The 22,258-nt window shown below is 65.4% G+C and carries 16 protein-coding genes and 1 tRNA gene; 4 read left to right on the plus strand and 13 right to left on the minus strand.

Annotated elements, in window-relative coordinates; genetic code table 11:
* Positions 1-206 precede the first annotated feature (206 nt).
* A complete protein-coding gene (locus PCQ86_RS18420; RefSeq protein WP_270174436.1) occupies positions 207-2,267 on the minus strand; it encodes a ParB/RepB/Spo0J family partition protein in 2,061 nt (686 codons plus the stop codon).
* A 621-nt stretch (positions 2,268-2,888) separates the two neighbouring features.
* Positions 2,889-3,284 (minus strand): ATPase, encoded by a 396-nt coding sequence (locus PCQ86_RS18425; protein WP_270174437.1) that lies wholly within the window; start codon positions 3,282-3,284, stop codon positions 2,889-2,891.
* 410 nt (positions 3,285-3,694) lie between these two features.
* On the opposite strand from PCQ86_RS18425, the gene PCQ86_RS18430 reads away from it, so the two are divergent.
* A complete protein-coding gene (locus tag PCQ86_RS18430) occupies positions 3,695-6,193 on the plus strand; it encodes an AAA family ATPase (protein WP_270174438.1) in 2,499 nt (832 codons plus the stop codon).
* On the opposite strand, the gene tnpC is transcribed toward PCQ86_RS18430, so the two are convergent.
* From tnpC to tnpA, 3 genes are all read right to left on the minus strand, one after another.
* Complete coding sequence (gene tnpC, locus PCQ86_RS18435) at positions 6,117-7,649, minus strand: IS66 family transposase (RefSeq protein ID WP_270174439.1); 1,533 nt, start codon at positions 7,647-7,649, stop codon at positions 6,117-6,119. The genes PCQ86_RS18430 and tnpC overlap by 77 nt on opposite strands.
* Before the next feature lie 78 nt (positions 7,650-7,727).
* Entirely contained in the window at positions 7,728-8,060 is a 333-nt protein-coding gene (gene tnpB / locus PCQ86_RS18440; RefSeq protein ID WP_270174440.1) for an IS66 family insertion sequence element accessory protein TnpB, read from the minus strand.
* Positions 8,057-8,395, minus strand: a complete 339-nt coding sequence (tnpA, locus tag PCQ86_RS18445; protein WP_270174441.1) for an IS66-like element accessory protein TnpA — start codon at positions 8,393-8,395, stop codon at positions 8,057-8,059. The genes tnpB and tnpA overlap by 4 nt, the downstream gene beginning before the upstream one ends.
* A gap of 58 nt (positions 8,396-8,453) precedes the next feature.
* Between tnpA and PCQ86_RS18450 the strand changes: the two genes are divergently transcribed.
* The 3 genes from PCQ86_RS18450 to PCQ86_RS18460 all read left to right on the plus strand — a co-directional run bounded on the left by PCQ86_RS18450 (position 8,454) and on the right by PCQ86_RS18460 (position 10,678).
* Positions 8,454-9,829 (plus strand): IS3 family transposase gene (locus PCQ86_RS18450; RefSeq protein ID WP_407655144.1). Its coding sequence is split into 2 segments (ribosomal slippage): positions 8,454-8,963 and positions 8,966-9,829, totalling 1,374 coding nucleotides; the frame shifts between segments, so codons are not numbered across the junction.
* Between the two features lie 131 nt (positions 9,830-9,960).
* Entirely contained in the window at positions 9,961-10,194 is a 234-nt protein-coding gene (locus PCQ86_RS18455) for a hypothetical protein (protein ID WP_270174443.1), read from the plus strand.
* 193 nt (positions 10,195-10,387) lie between these two features.
* The gene (locus PCQ86_RS18460; protein WP_270174444.1) at positions 10,388-10,678 is read left to right on the plus strand and encodes a helix-turn-helix transcriptional regulator; all 291 of its coding nucleotides are present in this window, start codon (positions 10,388-10,390) and stop codon (positions 10,676-10,678) included.
* Here the strand turns inward: PCQ86_RS18460 and PCQ86_RS18465 are convergent.
* From PCQ86_RS18465 to rpoC, 8 genes are all read right to left on the minus strand, one after another.
* A complete protein-coding gene (locus PCQ86_RS18465) occupies positions 10,614-11,969 on the minus strand; it encodes a tyrosine-type recombinase/integrase (RefSeq protein WP_270174445.1) in 1,356 nt (451 codons plus the stop codon). The two genes, PCQ86_RS18460 and PCQ86_RS18465, sit on opposite strands and share 65 nt — an antisense overlap.
* Before the next feature lie 171 nt (positions 11,970-12,140).
* A tRNA-Phe gene (locus PCQ86_RS18470) sits at positions 12,141-12,216 on the minus strand.
* Positions 12,217-12,279: 63 nt separating this feature from the next.
* The gene (locus tag PCQ86_RS18475) at positions 12,280-12,978 is read right to left on the minus strand and encodes a response regulator (RefSeq protein ID WP_270174446.1); all 699 of its coding nucleotides are present in this window, start codon (positions 12,976-12,978) and stop codon (positions 12,280-12,282) included.
* 36 nt (positions 12,979-13,014) lie between these two features.
* Positions 13,015-15,207 (minus strand): ATP-binding protein, encoded by a 2,193-nt coding sequence (locus tag PCQ86_RS18480; RefSeq protein ID WP_442874561.1) that lies wholly within the window; start codon positions 15,205-15,207, stop codon positions 13,015-13,017.
* A gap of 92 nt (positions 15,208-15,299) precedes the next feature.
* The gene (locus PCQ86_RS18485; RefSeq protein WP_011806980.1) at positions 15,300-15,971 is read right to left on the minus strand and encodes a DUF4390 domain-containing protein; all 672 of its coding nucleotides are present in this window, start codon (positions 15,969-15,971) and stop codon (positions 15,300-15,302) included.
* Positions 15,922-17,295: a 16S rRNA (cytosine(967)-C(5))-methyltransferase RsmB gene (gene rsmB, locus PCQ86_RS18490; RefSeq protein WP_270174448.1), complete on the minus strand. Its 1,374-nt coding sequence runs from the start codon at positions 17,293-17,295 to the stop codon at positions 15,922-15,924. The genes PCQ86_RS18485 and rsmB overlap by 50 nt, the downstream gene beginning before the upstream one ends.
* Positions 17,292-17,864: a LemA family protein gene (locus tag PCQ86_RS18495; RefSeq protein WP_041838907.1), complete on the minus strand. Its 573-nt coding sequence runs from the start codon at positions 17,862-17,864 to the stop codon at positions 17,292-17,294. The genes rsmB and PCQ86_RS18495 overlap by 4 nt, the downstream gene beginning before the upstream one ends.
* A 146-nt stretch (positions 17,865-18,010) precedes the next feature.
* Positions 18,011-22,240, minus strand: a complete 4,230-nt coding sequence (rpoC, locus tag PCQ86_RS18500) for a DNA-directed RNA polymerase subunit beta' (RefSeq protein ID WP_270174449.1) — start codon at positions 22,238-22,240, stop codon at positions 18,011-18,013.
* Positions 22,241-22,258 lie beyond the last annotated feature (18 nt).

Genomic DNA, 22,258 nt, shown 5'->3' on the forward strand with positions numbered 1-22,258 from the left:
GCCCTCACGCACAACCGGGTGCAGCAAGGCCGATCGCAAGCCCGCGCACCACACGGCGAGGCGCCTTGCCAGGAGGCACGGGCAAAGCCCGCTGGAATCCAGAAGTTCAAACGCGCGCGGCACACCCGCCGCGCGCGCCGCGCCGAGACCGCAGGCCGAGGCGCGGGACAAGACCGGAAAGCCCCGGCCGAAGCCGGGGCACCGATTCACGCCGTGGCATGCGCTCCTTCGTCTGCGTCAAGCTCCACGCTGTCCGCATCCGCGTCAACCCCGGCCTGCTCTACGGCGGCAACCGCCTCCGGTTGCCTGAACATGACCGGCAGCCACCCCGACCCCGCCGCCAGCCGCTCGGCCTCGCTGGCGATCTGCGCCTTCTTGAGCTTGGCCAGCCGGTGAACCTCGCCCGGCGCGAACACCTGCACCGCCTCCAGTGCCTTGGCTTTCGACACGTGATCGAAGTAACCCGCAGCGGTCGGCGTCCACCAGCCGTGCATGTCCAGGCCCACGGCCTGCGCCAGCGCGGCAGCGGGAACCTCGCTTTCGTGCGAGGCGATGGCCGAGACGGTGTAACCCACGCACACGGCCAGCAGCGACAGCAGTTCGCTTTGCGGCATCGCCAGCAGTTCGGTGAACAGCGCTTGCGGGTTGCCGGGCAGGCGTGCCGCCCAGGCCTCCCGCACCTCGCGCAGGCCCACCGCCGCTGGGGCCTCGTCCACGTCCGGCGCGTATTGCACCAGCCTGTCCTGCGCGGATGCCGTGATGTTGATGGGCGTGCCGCCATAGCCGCCGAGGATGACGCGGTGCGCCAGTTGATGCACCACGGCCACCAGCGCGATGTGCGGATGCCGGGCCACCTCAGCCTGCAAGGCGGCGGTGCGGTGCGCACTCAGCCGCTTCGCCAGCCTCTCCGAAATGCCCGGCTTGGCCGGTTCGGCATCCTCCGCATCTGCGCCGCCGCTGGCGCCTTCGCTGGCCGTCCCCCCGGCCTCCTGCCGCTCCCGCGCCCGCAACGCCTTGGCCTGTTCCTCGCGCAGCAGCCCACGATGCACCACGACCGCGCCCATGTGATCGACCGACACCACGGCCCCGGCCACCGGCACCACACCCCGCGCGTACACCATCAAGGTCTGCTCGATGGCGTCCAGTTCATCGCCTAGCCGGTCCAGCTCCTCGTGCAGCGCCTGCACACCATCGTCGGACAGGTCGGCGTCCTCGTCGTCGAGCTTGTCCTGAATGCGGCTCTGCTCGGCCTCCAGCTTGGCAATGCGCTTGGCCTCGGCCTTGCCCGGCTCCCGGCGCGTGGGCCGCACCCGCTGGAAGCCATGCAGTTCCGCTGCCGTGGCACGCGGGGCGGCCTCCACCCAGCCCCAGCCTTCGGCCCGCACGGATTCGGCCACGGCGCTGAGCTTGTCCCGCGCAAGAGAGTCCAGCAACCCGGCATCGGTGAGAAACACCCCGTTCTGCTCGTCCGAGAACAGATCGCGCCGGATGCCGCCGCCCGCCGCTTCGTAGGCTTCCACCCCCACGAAGCGCGCCACCGCATCGCGGCTGGCGTCGATCTCTTCGCAGGTCAGGTGATCGCGCAGCGATTCCGCGCTGCGCTGCCACTGCGGGGCTTCATAGAACGCAGCCTCTTGGGCCTTATGGTCGTCTGTGATGGCGAGTGCCATCAACTGCTCCAGCGAGACGGACCCCTGCTGGTAGTCCGCCAGCAGACGCGGCGAGACGTTGGCGAGTTTCAGCCGCCGTCGGACCACCAGCGGCGTGACGCCGAAGTCCGCCGCGATGTCTTCCAGCGCCCGCCCTTCCGACGCCAGCGCCTTCCATGCGAACAGTTCATCCACCGGCGACATGGATTCGCGGTGCACGTTTTCCGTGAGGCTGACGGTGCGCGCCGACGCATCGGGCACCAGCAGGCAGGGCACCGGATGGTCCCTCCCGAGCTTGTGCCGCTTGGCAAGCAGTTTCAATGCCGCCAGCCGCCGCTTGCCCGCGACCACCTCGAAGTGCTCGCCATCGGGCGCTGCGATCACGGTGAGGTTCTGCAGCAGCCCGACCCGGACGATGGAAGCCGCGAGTTCGGGAATCGCGGTGCCGCCGCTCTTGCGCACGTTGCGCGCCGAGGGCCGCAGTTTGGACAGTGCGATCAGGTGCAGTTCATAGGGCGCGGCCACCGGGAAGGTGATGGCTTCGCCTGCCGCTGCTGCAGCGGCAGCAGCGGCCACGGCATGCAGGGCCTGGGATTCGGAATGGGAAACGGTATTCATGATGATGACTCCTTGTCCCTCTCGGGGACGTTCAACAGGAATGGAAAGAAAAGAAACAGGGGTGGGTGGATCACTCGGTGCTCTGCATAGGCGCTCTCCTTGGAAGTTCGGGCTCCGCAGGGGCCGCGAAGCGCTTTCGCGGCCTTGAGGGCCGGCTGGGGCCGGCGCGGGTGCGCCGTCAAGGGAGGAAGCGAAGGCGCTGGCGCGGCCCGCAGGCGAAGCCGAGGACACGGGCGCCGTAGCGGCCCTTGACGGAAGGAGCACCCGCAGAGGCCAGGCAAGCCGCCAAGGGCGGCGCGCAGGTGGCGGGTCCCGCCACCGGAGAGAACACGTTCGAGCGGGAGGACAGAAGTCACCCAGGCCGGGCATAGACCGGCCTCCACTGCACGCCCCTGTGTGCGGGGTGCGCTTCGGCTGTTCAGTGGGGTGGCCGATCCGGCGCAGCCGGTTCGGCGGGCTTGCAGGGGCGCCAAGCGCAGCGCGGCGGGGATGGGCCACTGGCCGATCCCCTGGAGGGCAAGCGCAGCGCGCAGCGCCGAAGGCGCGGAGTCATCGACACCAGGCGCAGCAAAAAAAGTGCGCCGTCCCGCGAGACGACGCACCGATGGTGTCAGCGGTCGATCAATCCGCCGCCGACGCCACCATCGACTGCAACTGCTCAATCACGCCTGGCTCGACGAAGACGCAAGCCTGCTTGTCCTTAATCGGCACGTTGAACAGCCTGGAGAACACCTCGCGCTTGAGATGGGCCAGCCGTCCCGTCCGATACGCCTGCTCGGGCTTCAGGTTGCCGTTGCTCGCCGGCGAGCCGCTGCGCTGCGGATCGCATTCGACCAGCGCGACGAAGCCATCATCGGCCAGTTTCTGGTGTTCGGCGCACAGGCCCCAGCCGGTCGCCGTGTGGCGCTCCAGGCTCGCGCGCAGGCGCTTGTCCAGCAGGATGGCGCCGGTGTCGAAAGCCACGCCGCAGACCAGGCAGACGTGTTGTTCCAGCGAAACGTGTGATTTGTCGTTCATGACGATCTCCGGTTGCTCGGGCGGAATTGCCCGGAACCGGCACCCGGCACGCCGCAGCGCAGCGGTCACAGGTTCGAAGACGGCCGACAGGACGCCAGCGTGCAAGGCACGCGTAGACCTTGAGCGCGAGAACGGTGTGCAAGGATGAAGGGGACCAGCAAGCCAGCCCACCACACACCACACCTGCATTGGCAAGCGCAGCGCGCAGGCCTCAAGGGCCGGAGGTGTCAGGGATCAAAGCCGGATGGCCGCGATTCGGCACGAAGCGCGGGGCGCAGCCCGCGAGCCCGACGGCGGAACGCCGGGACACCATAATGTTTCTACTTGAAACATCGAACGTCGCTCTACGCCATTCCGCAATCAGGTGGGTGCCTTCTGGACGGTAAGACAGCGACGACTGGAGGAGACCCATGTCGATACTGCAGGAAATACTGGACTGGACGAAGGGATTGCCTGCCTGGCAGAGCGATGCCGTGGCACGCCTGCTGGCCAAGCAAGCGCTCACGATAGAAGACCAGGACGACCTGTTCGCGTTGCTCAAGGCCGCGCATGGCATTCCGGACCCCAAGGACCGCAAGCCCCAGCCACTCACAGCCGAGCAGATTCCAGCTCCGGTAAAAGTGACAACCCACGTTGAACTGCATGCCATGAAGAACATGCGGCATGTCAATGCGATTGCGGAGAATCAGCATCTGCCTTTCGGCGCTTCCGGGATGACAGTCATCTATGGCGATAACGGTTCAGGCAAATCGGGATACTCGCGCGTGCTCAAACGCGCATGTCGTGCGCGCGACCGGACGGAACCGATTCATCCGAACGCCAATCTGCCTGCAGGCAAGGCCGGGAACCCCGAAGCCATCTTCCAGATTGCCATCGACGGAGTTGCGCAGGATGCACACTGGGTGCATGGAAAGCCGGCTCCGGCTGCGCTGTCATCGTTTGCGATTTTCGACTCGCGCTGCGCTCGTGCGTACCTCGATAGCGAGGACGATTTTTCCTATGTGCCCTACGGGCTTGATGTGTTCGAGGGACTGGCGAAGATCTGCAAGCAGCTCAAGGCGGCGGTAGAGACTGAGTATGCACATTCCGCCGCCGATCTCACGGCGTTCGCGCCCCTGCAGGGCGACACGCTCGTCGGCAAGCTGATCGCGTCTCTTTCTGCCAAAACGACCCAAGCCCAGATCGATGCACTCGCTACGTTGACCCCGGAGGAACTTGCCCAGCATGTGTCCCTGGACAAAAGTCTGAAGGAGAACAACCCGAAGGAGAAAGCCACTCAACTGCGCTTGCGTGCCCGTCGTGTGGCGGCCATCGCGACGAATGCGTCCAACAAAGGCGCGCTGGTAGATCAAGCCGTTGTCGCCAAACTGAAAGGCCTGGCGGACAGCTATCGCACGGCGCAGGCTGCGGCCGCGCTCGCGGCGAAGCAATTCAAGGAAGGTGAGAATTTGCTGCCGGGCACCGGCGGCGAGGCATGGCGCGAACTTTTCGATGCAGCTCGCAAGTTCGCGGTCGAATCCCATCCGGACAAGGCGTTTCCCGAGCTGGGCGCGGAAGCTCCTTGCCCCCTTTGCCAGCAACCTCTCGCCGAAGGTGCTGACCGCTTGCTGCGCTTCGAAGCCTTCATTCAACAAGAAGCGGAGAAAACATCCCAGGCACGCCGTGTCGCTTTGTACGCCGAATACAAGCCGTTCATTGCACAGATCCTGACGCTGAACCTCGATGATGTGACGCATGGAGAGATCGAAGCCCTGGACGCGCAACTTGCCACCGATGCCAAGGCTTTCGAGCCTCTTCTGACGGCTCGCCAGGAGGCCATCAAAGCGGCCGTGCTCTCGCACCAGTGGGACAGCCTCGATCAGGCCCTGGTCAATCCGGCAGAGCGGCTTCAGGCGTTGGCGAACAAGCTGAATGCCGAAGCCGAGACCCTGGAGAAGGCCTCGGATGAGAAGGCCCGAGCAGCCTTGCAAAAGCAGTTCGTGGAACTGGATGCACGGGTGCGGCTTAGCCAGGTCAAGGATGCCGTCGTCACGGCCGTCGCTCGGCTCGCCCATCAAGCCAAACTCACGAAATGTCTATCGGCCGTGAAGACCAACGCCATCTCGTTGAAGGCATCGGAACTGGCGGAAAAGGTGGTATCCAAGGAATTGGCCGAGGCGCTGAACCGCGAGTTCAAGGCGCTGGGCGTTGGGACACTGCGCGTGACGTTGCAGAGCCGTTCGGACCGGGGCAAAGCCCTGCACAAACTCAAGCTGGAGTTGCCGCAAAGCCGCAGTCCGGGCGACATCCTGAGCGAGGGGGAGCAACGCGCAATCGCGATCGGCTCCTTTCTGGCCGAAGTGGGACTGAGCGGGGGCAAGGGCGGCATCGTGTTTGATGATCCAGTGTCATCCCTCGACCACCGCCGGCGCGAGCGTGTCGCGAGGCGCCTGGCCGTCGAGGCAGCACAACGCCAAGTCATCGTATTCACCCATGACATCTACTTCCTGTGCCTGCTCGCCGAGGAGGCGAAACTGGCTGGCGTCTCGATTGCCACCCAAAGCCTGATCCGGCGCGCCGAAGGTTTTGGGATTGCCGATCCGGATCTGCCGTTCGAGGGAAAAACCGCGAGCAAGCGGATCGGTGCCCTGAAGGCCCAGCATCAAACCGTCGCCAAGCTCCACAAGGACGGCGAAGAACAGGAATGCCGGAGACTGACCGTTGAAGCCTATTTCCGTTTGCGCATGGCGTGGGAGCGCGCCGTCGAAGAGGTGCTGCTGCGTGAGGTCATCCTTCGCTTCCGCAAAGGTGTCGGTAAGCGTCCGGCAAACACAGGTCCACAGAGGCTGATGATCAGGCGTCGGCGGGTTTCCAGCGGTGCGGCAATAGCTGGTCAATGCGGCTGGCCTTGTGCGTGGGCAGTCGCGTGAGGATGTCCTTGAGGTAGGCGTATGGGTCATGCCCGTTCATGCGGGCCGACTGAATCAGGCTCATGACGGCGGCCGCTCGCTGGCCCGCACGCAGGCTGCCGGCAAACAGCCAGTTGTTGCGACCGATGGCAATGGGCCGGATCTGGTTCTCGATCCAGTTGTTGTCCACCGGCAGTTGTCCGTCATCCACGAATCGGGTCAGCGCATCCCAGCGCCGCAGGCTGTAGTCCAGCGCCTTGGCGGTTGCTGATCCGTCGGGCACCTGGCGCCGTTGCAGCGTCATCCATTCATGCAGGGCGTCCAGGATCGGCCGGGTCTGCTGCTGCCGAACGGCTTGCCGCTGCTCGGTGTCCAACTCTTTGACCCCGCGCTCGATCTCATAGACCCGGGCGAACTGCTGCAGCGCGAATCCGGCGATCTGGCTCTGGTTGGCCGCGTGCAGGTCGAAGAACTTGCGTCTTGCGTGGGCCAGGCAACCCACCTCGGTCACGCCGCTGGCGATCAGCGCCTTGTAGCCACTGAAGTCGTCGCAGATCAGGCTGCCCTTCCAGGCCTTGTCGGTGCCGTGGCCCAGGAAGCGCCGGGCGTGTTCGCCCGAGCGCGACTCGCAGAAGTCGTAGACCACAGCCTTGATGCCTTCGAAGGCCCCCGGCGCATAGGCCCAGAGGTAAGCGCGGTGCGTCTTGCCCTCGCCGGGCTTGAGCATGGCCACCGGTGTCTCATCGGCGTGCAGCACCCGGTGGCCCAGGCTCTCGGTCTTCAGTGCATCGACCAGCGGCTGCAGCCGCACCCCGCAGGTGCCCACCCACTGCGCCAGGGTCGAGCGCGGGATGGCCAGGCCGGCGCGGCCGAAGATCGCCTCCTGCCGGTACAGCGGCAGGTGATCGGCGTACTTGCCCACCAGCACCTGGGCCAGCAGGCCGGTGGTGGGGATACCTTTGTCGATGACGTGCGCGTCGACCGGTGTCTGTTGAATGGTCTCGCACCGGGCGCAGGCCCACTTGCCGCGGATGTGGCGCTCGACGCTGAAGACGCCGGGCACATAGTCCAGCTTCTCGGCCACGTCCTCGCCCACGCGCTTCATCTGACACCCACACGCGCATTTGGTGGACGTGGGTTCGTGGCGGATCTCGCGGCGTGGCAGGTGCGCTGGCAAGGGCAGCCGCTTGGCTTGTTTCTTCTCGGAGGTGGCCGGTGCTTGCGTCTGCGCCAGGGCGTCGATCTCGCTGGCCACGGCCGCCAGGTCCGCTTCAATCTCGTCTTCGAGCAGGCTCTTCTGCTCGGGGTTGAATCGCTCGGACTGGGCGGCGAACTTCATGCGCTTGAGCAGCGCGTTCTCGTGGGTGAGCTTGTCCAGCAGCGCGCTCTGGTGGCGAACCTGAACCATCAGCCGAGCGGTCAGCTCGCGCAGTTGTTCTGCACTCAGACTCTCCAGCGATTGCGGATCGACCACCATGGGCAGGACTGTGCCAGCGCCGGTGCAGCCGCACCATCGGCGCATGCCCCAATTGGCAAGTGCTTGCGCACAGGCCAGTCAGATCACGGTGATGACGCCACCATCGCCCAGACGCTGCCAGGGCAGGCCCAGCACCAGCGCATCGAACTGCGAGCGACTGAGCGTGGCGGTCAACGCACCCTCACGAGGCCAGACGAACTTGCCGCTGTTCAGGCGCCGTGCTGCCAGCCACACCCCGATGCCGTCGTGCACCAGCACCTTCATGCGGTTGGCTCGCCGGTTGGCAAACAGGTAGGCGTGATGCGGGCGCGCAGCACCGAAGACGGCCACCACTCGGGCCACAGCGGTGTCTGTGCCGGCACGCATGTCCAGTGGATCGGTGGCCAGCCACAGGGCATCGATGCGGATCACTTGAGCAGCTCCCGCATCCAGGCTGCGCAGTGCTCGGCAGCACCGACCGGCCACGTCAGCGAGACGCTTGTGGCGCCACGGCGCAACTCGATGCGGATGTCCGGGGCCGGCGCGCAACTGGGCGCAGGCAGCGCCACCGGCACGAAGGTGGGGACTTGCACATCTGTGCTGGGGGCATGGGCCAGTCGGCGCCACTTGTGCACGACGTTGGCGTTGATGCCGTGCGAGAGCGCAACCCTGGCCACCGATGCACCGGGCTGGGCGCACTCGGCCAGGATCTGTTGCTTGAGCTCGGCGCTGTGGCGCCGACGGGTCTTGTTCTTGGCTTCGTTCATGGTGTCCACCTATCTCGTGATCTGACCCCCGAAACCTGGACGAATTCGAGGAATCGAAGTGACCAGGTACACAGAGAAACAGAAGTTTGCTGCCGTCACGGCCTACCGGAAGGGCGCTGGCGGCTTGCGCGCCACCGCCAGCGCGCACGACGTCGGCGTTGATTCGCTGAGGGCGTGGATCGCCGCGTACGAGGCCAATGGGAAAGCTGGTCTGGTGGCGAAAAGGCGCGTCATCTACGATCTGAACTTCAAGCTCGAGGTCCTGCGCCGGATGCAGGATAAGGGTCTGTCGTGTAGGCAGGTTGCGGCCCTCTTCAACATCCGGCGCCTCGACCTGGTAGCGGAGTGGAGCCGGTTGTACGCCGCTCATGGGGCAGCAGCTTTGCAGCCTGGCTGGAAATGGGAACAGACGAGGATGAGCAAGCCGCCGAGCAGGCACGATGACCGCGAGGCGGTGACGAACGACCAACGCAGCCGCGAAGAGTTGCTACGCGATCTCCAGCAACTGCGCGCGGAGAATGCTTACCTAAAAAAAGTGCAGGCCTTGACTCGAACCAAGTCGCGCTCGGCGCCCGTGAAAGGACGTTGATCGTGCTCGAGTTGAGGCCGCACTTCCCTCTCGCCGATCTGCTGCGCGCGGCTGAGCTGGCGCGCAGCAGCTTCTACTACCAGCTGAAGGCTATCCGCACGGGTGACAAACGCTGCGACCTGAAAGCGAAGATCCGCGAGATCTTCAACCGTCACAAAGGCCGATATGGCTATCGACGGGTCACCGCTGAGCTGCGCCAGCAAGGTCTCGTCGTCAACCACAAGACGGTCCAAAAGCTGATGGTCGAGATGCAGTTGAAGTCGCTGGTCCGCCCAAAACGCTACAAGGCCTATGACGGCGCAGCTTCCGAGACGGCCCCGGACCGCTTGGAGCGCGACTTCACGGCTGATGAGCCCAATCAGAAGTGGGTGACCGATGTGACCGAGTTCAAGGTGAACAACCAGAAGCTGTACCTGTCGCCGGTGATGGATCTCTACAACCGCGAGATCGTGTCGTACGAGATTGCAGAGCGTCCACTGCCGGTCATGATCAAGAACATGCTCACCAAGGCGTTCAACCGGCTCGACTCAGGCCAGCGACCGATCCTGCATTCGGACCAAGGATGGCAGTACCGCATGCCCGCGTACCGCCAACGCCTGCATCAAAGCGGGGTCGTTCAGAGCATGTCGCGGAAGGGCAACTGCTATGACAACGCAGCCATGGAGAGCTTCTTCGGAACGCTGAAGTGCGAGTTGTTCCATCTCAACAAGTTCGACACGACCGAGACGTTGAAGGCCGCCCTTCACGACTACATTCGCTACTACAACGTGGATCGCATCAAGATCGGGCTCGGAGGCCTGAGCCCAGTGGCGTACAGGACGCAGGCCGCCGCGGCGCCCGCATGAAACCATAACTGTCCAAGGTTTGGGGGTCGGTTCACTCGTTTGGTGGACACCATCGTTGCCGCTTACGTCGTGAACCTCAAGGGTGGGATGACCGTGCGCTTACAGGTGTCGAGACCCAGCGGCTGGTAGGTGTGGTGGTCGAGGATGACGACTACGCCCAGGTGAATGCGGGCATGGCGAAGTGCTCCAACTATGCGCACGACAAAGCGCTCATGGGTGGCGTCGCCATTCCGGAACCTGATGAACTCCTCGCCGACATCATGGCGCTGGAAACATGGCGTGGGCAGATCGAGAAGCGAAGCGCAGACACGATCAAGAAGCGTAAGGCCCGGCCCGCGGCCATACAGACCACAGCAGCACCGTAGGCCTTTTTCTCGCAGACGGCTCAGGTTGCTGTCATTGGCGCTTGGGCGTTGGGTCAACGGCTCCGCGCAAGTGGTCGTAAACGTGGCTGCGGATGCCCTACTTTCGTACCGCGTACGCTTAGCCTCTCTCCCCTGGGTTGGTCTGGGCCTTGATGAGACGCATCCTTTCGGCATTGCCCGATAAGGAATCGCCATGCTCTTCCACCAGACCCTCCCCAAGCCGAACACCTCCAAGGCTCCGCCCGCCTACTACCGCTTGCGCGACGTGATGCGGATCTCTGCTCTCAGCCGCTCGACGATCTACCGACGTGTTGCGGAAGGGCGCTTTCCTGCCCCGGTTCACCTGGGAGGTCGGGCTTCCGCGTGGTCCAGCTTCGAGCTTCAGGCATGGATCGACGATCCAGCAGGCTATCGGACGGCTACGCCTCAGCCAGAAAGCCCTCCCCGTTTTCAGCACTTGCAAACGAGGCAAAGCATTCCTTGAGTTCCTGCGGCACCGGGTCGGTCTGACGCAGGTCGCGCACCGGCCCCACCGGCTTGCCCGCAGCAAGGTGATCCAGCAGGTCCGCCCAGACCTGGATCATCCGGCGGCGTTGCTCGAAGTGCGTCGTCCTGTCGTAGCTGCCGCCCAGCTCCTCGTCCGACACGTGCGCCAGATGCCGCTCGATCACCTCGCGGTCCCAGCCCAGCAGTTCGCGGATCAGGGTGCGCGCCGTGGCACGGAAGCCATGCCCCGTGATCTGTTCCTTCGTGTCGTAGCCGAGCGTTCGCAAGGCGCTGTTGACGGTGTTGTCGCTCATGTAGCGCGTCTTCTCCGAGCGCTTGGCCATGCTCTTGAAGATCGGTCCGGTGGGGCCGGTCAGCGGGAGAAGATCCCGCAGGATAGCGACGGCCTGGGTAGGCAATGGCACGAGGTGGGTCGGCGTGCGGCTGTCGCGCTTCTTCCATTCCCGCAGCTTCATCTTCTCCGGTGGGCAACGCCACACGGCTTGGTCGAGGTTCACGTCCTCCCAATGCGCGAGGCGCAACTGGCCGGGGCGCTGGAATAGCAACGGCGAAAGCTGCAGGGCCGCACGGGTGATGACGTTGCCGCTGTAGGCCTGGATGTCTCGCAGCAACTGCCCCAGCTTCTGTGGATCGGTAATGGCCGCGTAGTGGCGGGCACGCGGCGCCGGCAAACCGCCGGTGCGCTTGTTCACGAAGTTTTGCCCCGCCCCCAGCGTCCCCACATCCACCGCATACTGGAACACGTGCTGCACCGCTTCGCGCACCCGCTGCGCCGTCTCCAAATGGCCGCGCTCCTTGATGCGGTGCAGGCACCGGACCACTTCCGTGGGGGCAATGGCTTCCATCGCCAGTGCGCCGATCCACGGAAAGATGTGCAGTTCCAGATGGCGCATCACCTTGACGGCATAGCCGTCCGACCATTCCTGATCCTTCTTCGCCTGAGCGTGCCAAGCGCGGGCCGTGAGTTCGAAGGTGTTCAGACGAGAAACGCGCTCGCGCTCCTCTTCCACACGCCGCGCCTCTCGGGGATCGATACCGTCAGCGCGCTTCTCGGCCTCGGCGCGCGCCTTCTTGCGCGCCGCCGCGAGCGAGACCACCGGGTAGTGGCCGAGGGTCAGCTTGGCTTCTTTGCCGAACTGCTTGTAGCGGTAGACCCACACCTTGCCGGTCGGCCGCACGCGAAGGTAAAGACCATCGCCGTCCGCCAGCAAATATTCCTTGTCACGCGGCGCTGCCGCCTTGATCTGAAGCTCGTTGAGTTGACCCATGGTGTACCCAAAAATGACTGCGGTTGAAAAGCAGTCTGGGGTACACCGTTGGGTACACGCAAGAACAGGATTTTGTGAGATTAAACGATACCGCTTGAGCCGCCTTTTCGGGCTAAGCCCTTGATTTACAAGGACTTCTGAGCTGACTTGGGATCGTCTGAGAAAGAAAGATGGTGGCCTGGGACGGAATCGAACCGCCGACACAAGGATTTTCAATCCTCTGCTCTACCAACTGAGCTACCGGGCCTGAGCCTTGAATTATAGCCCGAGAAATCGGGGCATGACGCCAAGCTGCAAAATTTTTGCCAATTCACGTGTTGCGTTTGTTGCGCCCGAGATCCACCCCCAATTGGCGCAGCTTGCGGTAAAGATGTGTGCGCTCCAATCCTGTTTTTTCGGCGACGCGTGTCATCGAGCCGCCTTCGCGGGCGAGATGGAATTCAAAGTAGGCTTTCTCAAAACCGTCGCGCGCCTCTCGCAAGGGTCGGTCGAGATTGAAGCCCTGGTGGGACATGGGCGCCTGCTCCATCACCGCAACAACAGGCGCAGGAGCCGGCGCGCCATTGGCAATGGCGCCGGTTGTTGCGGGTGCAGGTGCGGTGTTGGTCTGGGCCGGCGCGGCAGCGCTTGCTGGTGGCTGCGCCGTACTGCGTGCCAGGCCCTGCTCCACTGCCTTGAGCAGCTTCTGCATGGTGATGGGCTTCTCGAGAAAGGAGAAGGCACCGATGCGCGTGGCTTCCACGGCCGTGTCGATGGTGGCGTGGCCGCTCATCATGATCACTGGCATGGTCAGCGTGCCGGCCATGGCCCATTCCTTGAGCAGCGATACCCCGTCGGTATCGGGCATCCAGATATCCAGCAGCACCAGGTCATAGCTGCCATTCAAGCGCGCGTTGCGGGCCTGCGTGGCGTTCTCGGCAAGGTCGACGCTATGCCCCTCGTCGTTCAGAATTTCTGACAACAGGTCCCGGATCCCCAGTTCGTCGTCGACCACCAGAATATTTGCCATGTGTGTAAATGCACCCTTGCTGCACGTGCGGTGTTGTTAGAGCGCCACCGCCGATTCAGGGGCGAATGATAGCGACACTTGTGCGCCCTTCACCACGCCGTCTTCCACGCGGTTGACCAGATCGATCCGCGCGCGATGTTCATCCGCGATTTTTTTGACGACGGCCAGTCCCAGCCCGGTGCCCCGAGGCTTGGTCGTGACGTAGGGCTCGAAGGCGCGCTGCAGGATGTGTGGAGGAAAGCCCGGCCCGCAGTCCGACACCGTCAGCCGCACACGTTGCGCGGATTCACCCCAGCGTGTGCTGATGCGCACGGGCGACGGTGGAACGCCCCCCTGCTCGGCCGCCTGCTGTGTCGCGTCCTGGGCGTTCTGCAGCAGGTTGTGCACCACTTGGCGCAATTGCTGGGCATCGCCCGAGATCGCGGGGCAGCGCGGGTCCAACTCGGCCTCGACCGGCACCTGCGCGGTCTCGGCGCCATACAAATGCAGCACATCGGCAACCAGTGCGTTCAGGTCCAGCGTGTGCAGTTCCGCAGACGGCAGGCGCGCGTAGTCGCGGAATTCATTGACCAGCCGTTTCATCGCATCCACCTGGTCCACGATGGTCTTCACCGACTTGGTCAGCACGGCCTGCTCTGCCGCAGGCAGCTTGCCTGAGAGCTTGATCTCCAGACGCTCGGCCGAGAGCTGGATCGGCGTCAGCGGGTTCTTGATCTCGTGCGCCAGACGCCGAGCGACCTCGCCCCACGCCTGGGCGCGCTGCGCGGAGACGATTTCGGAGATGTCGTCGAACACCAGCAGCCGCGCCTCGTTGGGCAGTTGCGCGCCGCGCGCCACCAGGCTGGTGCCTTGCGTGGTGACGCCACCGCCCGCCGCGTGCAGCTCAAAGGTCTGCTGCCAGTGGTCCAGACCGTGGTGGTCACGGTCCTGCAAAAAGGTATCGAAGTGCCGCTGCACGGCCGCCGCGAAATCCGCCAGCCCCGGCACCTCAGCCAGCGGCCGTCCTTCGTAGGCCGCCAGTGGCGCGCGCAGGACACGGGTCGCACCAGGGTTGGACGACTGGACAATGCCTTTTTCATCCAGCACGATGACTCCCGACGTGAGGTTGTCCAGGATGGTCTGCAGGTGCCCGCGCGCCGCGTCCAGCGCGCTCAGGCTTTGCTCGACCGTGCCGCGGGCGTCCGCAAGCTGCTGCGTCATCAGGGCAAAAGAGCGCGTCAGCCCGCCCAGCTCGTCCTTGGTCTGCAGCGCGGCCTTGGGGGACAGGTTGCCTGCCGCCACCTCGCGCACGCCGTCGGCCAGCACCAGCAGGGGCCGCGCAAGCTGGTTGCCCAGCACCACGGCGAGCAGCACCGCGCCAAAGACGGCAAGGAACAGGCTCAGCGTCAGCGTGCCGATGTACATGCGCCGCAGCCCGCCGCGCGCCAGCGCGCGTTCCTGGTATTCGCGGTTCGCTTCCTGCACCGCAATGGCGTTGGCGACCAGCGCCTGGGGCAAGGGCACGGTGGCCTGCACGAAGCGCGGCTCGGCCAACAGACCCACGCCGGGGTTGGCCACCAGCACCAGCGCGCGCACGCGCGCGTTCTCCGCGGCCAGCGGGTCGGTGATGTCGTCCAGGCCCTCGATCTGGAAGGTGACGCGGTCTTGCCGCGCCATGCGGAACTGCTGCGCGCTCGGGCGCTCGGGGTTGAGCATGTAGCGCGATTGCCCGGTGGCGGCGACGGGCTGGCCCGCGGCGTTCCACAGCACGAGGTCGGTGGCCCCCAACTGGTCCCGCATGCGCTCCAGCACCAGGCCCGCGGCCGCATCGGGCACCTGGGCCAACTGGCTGCTGGCGGTGCGCGTCTTGGAGGCCAGGTCGCTGGCAATGGTGTCGAGCGCGACGCGCGCCAGGCTCACACCGGCGGTCAACGCGCCCTCGACCTTGACGTCGAACCAGCTCTCGATGGAGCGCGAGACGAACTGGTAGGACACCACGTAAATCAGCAGCCCGGGGATCACGCCCACCAGCCCGAAGATGCCCGCGAGCTTGAGCAGCAGCCGGCTGCCGAAGCGCCCCCGCCTCAGGCGCACCACCAGGCGCAGGGCGCCCCAGACCAACACGGCCAGCAGCACCAGCGCCACCAGTACGTTCACGCCCAGCAGCCAGGCGAAGTTGCGTTCGTACAGGTCACGGTTGTTGGTGGCCAGCGTCAGCAGGAACAGCAGCACCAATGCGATGGCGCACATCAGCCCCGTGCCGAGGCCCAGCGCCCATCGCACGGCGCGTGCGCGTGTCTCTGCGCGGCGGGCCGAACCCGCGGGACGCGGATCGCCCGCTTTCACCGCGCAGCCTCCACCACGCTCAGCGGCACGCTGCGCGCAAGCACCATGTTCCAGCCCGAGCGGCCCACCGCACCGATCTGCAAGGGCCGGGGCAACTGCGAGGTATCCAGCCGGAACTGGAAGTTCATGACGTAGGTCACGCCTTCATCGACCTGCCCCTCGTCGGCGATCTTCCAGCGCGCGATGCGCTGCATCGATGCCAGCGCATCCTGCAGCGTGTCGAAATTCTGGCCCAGCGACACGCCCAGGCCCGACGGTGCAAAGGGCGTGGACGACTGCACCACACGCCAGCGCCGCGTAAGGGGCTGGTAGCTCAACCGCAGAAAACGGCTGGCCTGCGCCACCACTTTGTCGGACCAGTACCAGCGCTGGCGCACCACCTCGGCCTCGGTGATGAAGAACACGGAAATGCCCTTGTAGAGCGCATCCTTGACGAGTTCGGGGAGTTCCAGCTGCAGCGTGGCCGACAGATACAGTCCCTCGGGCAGCGGGTCGAGTTGCAGTTCAACAATCTCGCCGTGCTGTTGGGCGTGGGCGGCGGGAATGGCCGCGATCCACAGCGCCAGCAGACAAACCAGCGCGGCCCACAGCCAGCCCGGCCTGCGCAGACCGGCACGTTCAGGCGGAGGCCTTGTGCAACAGGGCGTAAAAGAAACCGTCGTGTTCACCCGGCCCATTGTCACGGAGCCCGTCGCGCTTGTCTGGGCTGCCGGGGAATAAATGGCCCGGCGACGGCAGCAGGCGTGCGTCAGTGTTGTGCGCAAGAAACGCTGCGATCTGCCCGTCGCCCTCGGCCCGGAACACCGAACAGGTGCAATACAGCAGCCGCCCGCCAGGGCGCAGCAGCGGCCACAGCGCCGCCAGCAGACGCGACTGCTGCGCGGCCAGCTGGGCCACGTCGCTCTCGCGCCGCAGCCAGCGCACGTCGGGATGGCGGCGCACGATGCCCGAGGCGGTACAGGGCGCGTCGAGCAAGATCGCGTCGAACGGCTCACCACCGCTGGCCTGCTGCCACCAGTCGGCGGGCACGGCGGCATCGGCCACCAGCACCTGGGCGCTCAGCCCCAGGCGATGCAGGTTGTCATGGATGCGCTCGGCGCGTGCCGCATCCACCTCCAACGCGGTGACCCGCCAGGGGGCCCGCAGTGCGGCGGCCCATTCCAGCAAATGGGCGGTCTTGCCGCCGGGGGCGGCGCAGGCATCCAGCACGCGCAGCGGCTGCGCGGCGTCCAGCCCGTTGAGCAGCAGCGGCGCCGCCATCTGCGCGGCGGCATCCTGCACCGAGACAACACCCTCTGCAAAGCCAGGCAGTTGCTGCACCGGCACGGGGCGTGCCAGCGCCAGCCCTTCGGAGCCTACCGCCATCGCTTCAATATTGATAGCTTCTAACGCTTGCTGGTAAAGCGCTGGAGTGCTTTTTGACTTAGAAATCCGCAGCACCATGGGCGCGGGCGCATTGTTCGCCTGCAGGATCTGCTGCCACTGATCGGGGTGGTCGCGGCGCAGGCGCTGGATCCACCATGTGGGGTGGTTCCACACGGCGACCTCGTCGCCCTGCGTGGCGGCCACCAGCGTGTCGCGCTCACGCAGGAAGCGCCGCAGGCAGGCGTTGACGAAAGACGCCTGCGCCCGCGTCGCGGGGTGGCGCTTGGCGGCCTCGACCGCCTGGTTGACCAGGGTGAACGGCGCGTAGGGAGCAGTCTGCGGGTCCCAGGCCAGTGCCAGGGCGGTGCACAGCAGCGCATCCACCCGCGGCGGTGGGTTGCGGGGTGCCAGCTGGCGGCGCAAGGCCTGCGCGCGCCCCAGGTGGCGCAGCACCTGGAACAGCAGCGCCTGCACGCCGGGGCGCAGCGCGGCAGCCGTGGTCTCCAGGGCCACGGTGCCCGACTGCCCTGCGCGCACCGCCTGCAGCGCCAAGGCGGTGGCGTCCAGCAACTGGCTCAACGCAACCGCGGGAGCCCCCTGCGTCGGGAGGGAAGTAGGCTTGTTCACAGCGTCTGCGCCTTCTTGAAGCCGAACAGCCACGCCAGCAAGCTGGCGGGAAACTGGGCGATGGCATGGTTGTACTGAGCCACGGCATCGTTGAACAGGCGGCGCGCCTCGTCGCTGTGCAGCGCCACCTGTTCGCGCCGCACCACCCATGGGGCGAGTGCAGGGGGTGCCACACCTTCGCTTACCTGCGCGGCTTCGCGCACAACGGTCTGCCAGGCGTTCTCCAGCACCTGCGATGCGGCCGCCAGGGCGGCGGCGGCGCCGCTGTCCAGCGGGCGCGCGCGCGCTACTGCCAGCGAGGCGCCGAGTTGCGTGGCCGCGGCCCAAAGGGCGGCATGGGCGTCATGCGCGCCCGCCGCCGGCGCCGGTTCGTCGCCCACGATGGCCTGGACCGCGCCAGGCGCTCCGTGCGCAGCCTCGTACTCACCCAGCAGGGCAATCCAGCGCACCATGTGGGTGTCCAGCCCGCCAAAGGCCTGCAGCGCCGCGGATCGCAGGCGGATGAGCCGGTTGTAGGCGCCCACGGCCCAGAACAGGAACAGGGCGAGAAGTATCCAGGTGGTCAACATGTTCACAGCCGGGGCTTCGCGCCAGCGGGCACGGCCCCTGCCAACCGAGGGATTGGTAACACGACAAAAAAGAAACTCCCGGCCTGCCGGATGGGCAAGCCGGGAGCGTTCAGTACCCGCATGCGAGAGGCGGGACTGGCAACGGCTTAATCAGCCGTGTCGGCGCTGCCGTCGATCTCGGCGGCTGCGTCGTCGGTGCCGGCAGAGGCCAGCTCGGCGGCTTCGGCATCCGCGATGGCGCGGCGCTCGGCCTCGTCCATGGCGTCCTTGGCCTTGCGGGCCTGGTGGTAAGCCAAGCCCGTGCCGGCGGGGATCAGACGGCCCACGATCACGTTCTCCTTCAGGCCGCGCAGCTCGTCGCGCTTGCCCATGATGGCAGCCTCGGTGAGCACGCGGGTCGTTTCCTGGAACGACGCGGCGGAAATGAACGAGTCGGTGGACAGCGACGCCTTGGTGATGCCCAGCAGCACGTTGGAGTACGTGGCAGGGAGCTTGCCTTCGGCCTGCAGCGCCTCGTTGGTGTTGAGGATCTCGGAACGCTCCACCTGCTCGCCGGCGATGTAGGTGGACTCGCCCGGGTTCTCGACCACGACGCGGCGCAGCATCTGGCGCACGATCACCTCGATGTGCTTGTCGTTGATCTTCACACCCTGCAAGCGGTACACGTCCTGCACTTCGTCAACGATGTAGCGCGACAGCTCCTCGATGCCCAGCAGGCGCAGGATGTCCTGCGGATCGGCCGGGCCGTCGACGATCAGCTCGCCCTTGTTGACCACCTGGCCTTCGTGGACCAGCACGTTCTTCTCCTTGGGCACCAGCTCGTCCCAGACCTTGCCGTCCGGATCGGTGATCTGCAGGCGCACCTTGCCCTTGGTTTCCTTGCCAAAGGAGATCGTGCCGGTCATCTCGGCCAGCATGCCCTTGTCCTTGGGGCTGCGGGCTTCAAAGAGCTCGGCCACGCGGGGCAGACCGCCGGTAATGTCGCGGGTCTTCTGGCCTTCCATCGGGATGCGGGCCAGCACTTCGCCGGGGCCCACTTCCTGGCCGTCGCGCACCTGGATCAGCGCACCGACCTGGAAGCCGATCGTCACCGAGTGGTCGGTACCGGGGATCTTCACTTCCTTGCCATCGGCATCCACCAGCTTCACCTGCGGACGCACCACCTTGGCAGAGCCGCGGCGCTTGGGGTCGATCACCACCAGCGTGGACAGGCCCGTGACCTCGTCCACCTGCTTGGCCACCGTGAGGCCTTCCTCGACGTTCTCGAACTTCACCGTACCTGCGTATTCGGTGATGATCGGGCGCGTCAGCGGGTCCCAGTTGGCGAGGATGGTGCCGGCCTTGATGTTCTGGTCGGCCTTCACCGTCAGCGTCGCGCCGTACGGCACCTTGTGGCGCTCGCGCTCGCGGCCGTGCTCGTCCTGGATGATGATTTCACCCGAGCGCGCAATCACCACCAGCTCGCCCTTGGTGTTGGTCACGTAGCGCATCGTGGCGTTGAAGCCGATGATGCCGTTGGACTTGGCTTCCACACTGGACGCCACCGCCGCACGCGATGCCGCACCACCGATGTGGAACGTACGCATGGTCAGCTGCGTGCCGGGCTCGCCGATGGACTGCGCGGCGATCACGCCCACGGCTTCGCCGAGGTTGATCAGGCCGCCGCGGCCCAGGTCGCGGCCGTAGCACTTGGCGCACAGGCCGTAGCGGGTTTCGCAGGTCAGCGCGGTACGCACCTTCACTTCGTCCACGCCTGCGGCTTCGAGCTCTTCGATCAGGTCTTCATCGAGCATCCGGCCCGGCTGCGCCAGCACGGCACGCGTTTCGGGGTGCAGCACTTCCTCGGCCGCGGTACGGCCCAGGATACGGTCGCGCAGGGACTCGATGACTTCACCGCCCTCGACGATGGCGCGCATCAGTGAACCATTCGAGGTGCCGCAGTCGTCCTCGGTCACCACCAGGTCCTGCGTCACGTCCACCAGGCGACGGGTCAGGTAGCCCGAGTTCGCGGTCTTCAGCGCCGTATCCGCCAGGCCCTTACGGGCACCGTGGGTGGAGATGAAGTACTGCAACACGTTCAGGCCTTCGCGGAAGTTCGCGGTGATAGGCGTCTCGATGATCGAGCCGTCGGGCTTGGCCATCAGGCCGCGCATACCGGCCAGCTGACGGATCTGGGCCGCCGAGCCGCGGGCGCCGGAGTCGGCCATCATGTAGATGGCGTTGAACGATTCCTCGTTCACTTCTTTGCCGTTGCGGTCGATGGTCTTCTGGACCTTGAGCTGGTCCATCATCACCTTGGACACGTCGTCGCCGGCCTTGCCCCAGATGTCCACCACCTTGTTGTAGCGCTCGCCGGCCGTCACCAGACCGGAGACGTACTGCTGCTCGATCTCCTTCACCTCGGCTTCGGCGCGGGCCAGGATCTCGGCCTTCTGCGGTGGCACCAGCATGTCGTCGATCGCCACGGAAAAGCCCGCGTGCGTGGCCAGGCGGAAGCCGTTTTGCAGCAGCTTGTCGGCGAACACCACGGTGTCCTTCAGGCCGCACTTGCGGAACGACGCGTTGATGAGCTTGGAGATTTCCTTCTTCTTCAGCGCCTTGTTCAGGTTGCTGAAGGGCAGGCCCTTGGGCAGGATTTCCGACAGCAGCGCACGGCCCACGGTGGTGTCCACGAGCTTGGTCTCGGGCACGAACTCACCCGTCGCCTTGTCCTTGGTCCACTCGGTCAGGCGCACGCTGATCTTGGCGTGCAGCTCGGCCTCGCCCGCATCCAGCGCGCGCTGGACTTCGCCGGTGTCGGCAAACACCAGGCCTTCGCCCTTGCCGTTGATCTTCTCGCGGGTGGCGTGGTACAGGCCCAGCACCACGTCCTGCGAGGGCACGATGGAGGGTTCGCCGGACGCGGGGAACAGCACGTTGTTGGAGGCCAGCATCAGCGTGCGGGCTTCCAGCTGCGCTTCCACCGACAGCGGCACGTGCACGGCCATCTGGTCACCGTCGAAGTCGGCGTTGAACGCGGCGCAGACCAGCGGGTGCAGCTGGATGGCCTTGCCTTCGATCAGGATGGGCTCGAACGCCTGGATGCCCAGGCGGTGCAGCGTAGGCGCACGGTTGAGCATCACCGGGTGTTCCTTGATGACCTCTTCCAGGATGTCCCACACCACGGGCGTGCCGGCTTCCACTTCCTTCTTGGCGGCCTTGATGGTCGTGGCAATGCCCATGGCCTCCAGGCGCGAGAAGATGAAGGGCTTGAACAGCTCCAGGGCCATCAGCTTGGGCAGGCCGCACTGGTGCAGCTTGAGCGTCGGACCCACGGTGATCACGGAACGGCCCGAGTAGTCCACGCGCTTGCCCAGCAGGTTCTGGCGGAAGCGACCCGACTTGCCCTTGATCATGTCGGCCAGCGACTTCAGCGCGCGCTTGTTGGCGCCCGTCATCGCCTTGCCGCGGCGGCCGTTGTCCAGCAGGCTGTCCACGGCTTCCTGCAGCATGCGCTTTTCGTTGCGCGCGATGATCTCGGGCGCCTTCAGTTCCAGCAGGCGGCGCAGGCGCGAGTTGCGGTTGATGACGCGGCGGTACAGGTCGTTCAGGTCCGACGTGGCGAAGCGGCCGCCGTCCAGCGGCACCAGCGGACGCAGGTCCGGCGGCAGCACGGGCAGCACTTCCAGGATCATCCACTCGGGCTTGATGCCGGACTTCTTGAAGGCCTCCAGCACCTTCAGGCGCTTGGCGTTCTTCTTGACCTTGACTTCGGAGCCCGTCAGGTCGCCGCGCAGCTTCTCGATCTCGATCTCGATGTCGATGCCTTCCAGCAGCTCCTTGATGCCCTCGGCGCCCATCTTGGCGACGAACTCGTCGCCGTATTCCTTGCGCTTGGCGTCGTAGTCGTCCTCGGACATGATGCCGAACTTCTTCAGCGGGGTCATGCCGGGGTCGGTGACCACGTAGGCTTCGAAGTACAGCACGCGTTCGATGTCGCGCAGCGTCATGTCCAGCACCAGGCCCAGGCGCGAAGGCAGCGACTTCAGGAACCAGATGTGGGCGCAGGGTGCGGCCAGGTCGATATGGCCCATGCGCTCGCGGCGCACCTTGGTCTGCGTGACTTCAACGCCGCACTTTTCGCAGATCACGCCGCGGTGCTTCAGGCGCTTGTACTTGCCGCACAGGCATTCGTAGTCCTTGATGGGCCCGAAGATTTTGGCGCAGAACAGGCCGTCGCGCTCGGGCTTGAACGTGCGGTAGTTGATGGTCTCGGGCTTCTTCACTTCGCCGAAAGACCACGAACGGATCTTCTCGGGCGAAGCCATGCCGATCTTGATGGCATCGAAATGCTCATCGGGCGTGAATTGCTTGAACAGGTCGAGTAGCGATTTCATGTGACTCTTTCCTTTTCA

Source organism: Diaphorobacter sp. ED-3 (genome assembly GCF_027625375.1).
GTDB lineage: Bacteria > Pseudomonadota > Gammaproteobacteria > Burkholderiales > Burkholderiaceae_C > Diaphorobacter > Diaphorobacter nitroreducens.

What these genes read in the sequence shown, in the direction of transcription:
- PCQ86_RS18430 (WP_270174438.1), top strand. Translation starts at nt 3,695, where the DNA reads ATGTCGATACTGCAGGAAATACTGGACTGGACGAAGGGATTGCCTGCC.
- PCQ86_RS18465 (WP_270174445.1), bottom strand. Translation starts at nt 11,969, where the DNA reads ATGGGTCAACTCAACGAGCTTCAGATCAAGGCGGCAGCGCCGCGTGAC.
- PCQ86_RS18425 (WP_270174437.1), bottom strand. Translation starts at nt 3,284, where the DNA reads ATGAACGACAAATCACACGTTTCGCTGGAACAACACGTCTGCCTGGTC.
- PCQ86_RS18420 (WP_270174436.1), bottom strand. Translation starts at nt 2,267, where the DNA reads ATGAATACCGTTTCCCATTCCGAATCCCAGGCCCTGCATGCCGTGGCC.
- rpoC (WP_270174449.1), bottom strand. Translation starts at nt 22,240, where the DNA reads ATGAAATCGCTACTCGACCTGTTCAAGCAATTCACGCCCGATGAGCAT.
- PCQ86_RS18460 (WP_270174444.1), top strand. Translation starts at nt 10,388, where the DNA reads ATGCTCTTCCACCAGACCCTCCCCAAGCCGAACACCTCCAAGGCTCCG.
- PCQ86_RS18475 (WP_270174446.1), bottom strand. Translation starts at nt 12,978, where the DNA reads ATGGCAAATATTCTGGTGGTCGACGACGAACTGGGGATCCGGGACCTG.
- tnpC (WP_270174439.1), bottom strand. Translation starts at nt 7,649, where the DNA reads ATGGTGGTCGATCCGCAATCGCTGGAGAGTCTGAGTGCAGAACAACTG.
- PCQ86_RS18480 (WP_442874561.1), bottom strand. Translation starts at nt 15,207, where the DNA reads ATGTGCGCCATCGCATTGGTGCTGCTGTTCCTGCTGACGCTGGCCACC.
- tnpA (WP_270174441.1), bottom strand. Translation starts at nt 8,395, where the DNA reads ATGAACGAAGCCAAGAACAAGACCCGTCGGCGCCACAGCGCCGAGCTC.
- PCQ86_RS18495 (WP_041838907.1), bottom strand. Translation starts at nt 17,864, where the DNA reads ATGTTGACCACCTGGATACTTCTCGCCCTGTTCCTGTTCTGGGCCGTG.